Annotated in this window: 1 protein-coding gene; it reads right to left on the bottom strand. The window is 73.3% G+C overall.

The genetic code is table 11. The features are described from left to right. Nucleotides 1-17: 17 nt before the first annotated feature. Nucleotides 18-1673, bottom strand: a 1656-nt coding sequence (locus D7V80_RS40885) for a hypothetical protein (protein ID WP_370452642.1), incomplete at its 5' end; no start/stop codon positions are given.

The raw sequence follows: 1673 nt of genomic DNA on the forward strand, positions 1-1673 counted from the left end.
CCAGTATAGCCACGCGCTCAGGAACCGGCGCGGGGCCAGAAGGGCGCGGTGGGGCGGTTGGGGGGCTGGAGCCAGACGGACTCCAGGAAGCGCACCGCGTTCTGATCCGCCCGGTCGTTCCGGGTGAACGCCGCCTGCGCGCTCGCGAGCACCGCCAGCGTCGCGAGCCCCGCCACCCAGGCGGCGGGCGGAGGCGCGCGTCCGGCCGCGTCCCGGAGCAGCGCTCCGAAGACGGACGCCGCCACGGTGAGGAGCGCCGCGAGCAGCACCGCGCCCGCCACGGACGTGGGCAGGCCGAACCAGGCGAGCAGGTTGGGCGGGTGGTAGCCGTCCCGCAGGAGCGGCCGGGCCAGCGCGAGCACGGGGGTGGAGACGTCGTCGGGGATGTAGTTGACGAAGGTGGCCAGCCCCGTGACGAGCACGGACGCCGCGCACAGCATGGCCGCGATGCCGGACAGCACCGGACGGCCTGCGCCGCGCAGCCGCTCCAGCACCAGGCCCGCGGGCAGCAGCAGGAAGGGCACCAGCCCCGTGAGGTGCCGGGGCCCCGTGGTCCAGCCCCACGAGTCGTAGGTGAACGACGAGGTGAAGTACGTGTAGCCGGCGAGCGTGGCCGCGGACATCCAGAAGAGGGCGCGTCCTTCCGCGGACGTCCGGCCCAGGCGCTTGAGCAGCGCGAGCCCGGGCAGCGCGAGCAGGAGGAACGGCGACAGGGTGAAGAGGCCCCGCAGCGGGGAGAAGAACGACAGCGTGAAGGCGCGCGGATCCGGTGTGCGGATGCCCAGGAAGCCGCCCAGGTGCCACGGCTGGTAGGCCGCGTCGTTGAGGTGCTTGTAGCCCGTCTCCAGCGGGTGCCCGAAGGTGGCCTGGTGGTAGAGCCCCAGCGCCACGATGAAGGGCAGCGCGCCCACCACGGCGAGCCCCGTGGCCCGGCCCAGCTTCTTCAGCCGCGCGGCCCAAGGCTCCGGAGCCTCCGGCGTGCCCAACACGGTGAGGACGGCGTAGAGGATGAGGCCCAGCACGCCCAGCGCGCCGGTGTATTCAGCGGCGACGGTGGCGCCCGCGCACGCGCCGGCCACGACGTAGCCGCGCTCGCGCCATTCTCCGCGCGACAGCTTCCAGAGCGCGTAGAAGCCCGCGAAGAGCAGCACCGCCGTCGTCTGGTGGCTCATGAAGAGCAGCGAGTAGCTGAACGCGAGCGAGCCCAGCGCGTACGTCACCGTGACGCCGTCCGCGACGATGGGCGACAGGAACGCGCGCAGGAAGCGGCGCACCAGCCACAGCAGCCCCAGCGTGGGCAGCACCGTGAGGAAGAGGCGGCTGAAGAAGACGAGCGGCACCTCCGGCACGGCGTAGCGGTGGCTGCCGCCAATGACCCTCAGGCCCGCGTACACGGGCACCGCGGCGAAGGACAAAAGCGGCGCCTTGGACGGGTAGTAGCGCCCGTCCATCACGGACAGGTCGCCCACCGGGCCGTAGTCGCGCAGGGCGCGGTTGATCTCCAGTGTCCCGTCCTCCACCAGGGCGCGCGTCTGCCACAGGCGGCACAGCTCGTTGGGCGAGCGCAGGCCCGGGTGGTACGGGAAGAGGAGCACGTAGAGCGCCGCGACCGTGGCCCACACCGCCCTGGGCAGTCCCGCGGCGCGGGGCGCGGGCGCCACGGTGGGGAGCGC

This window comes from Corallococcus sp. CA054B (assembly GCF_003611625.1).
Classification (GTDB): domain Bacteria; phylum Myxococcota; class Myxococcia; order Myxococcales; family Myxococcaceae; genus Corallococcus; species Corallococcus coralloides.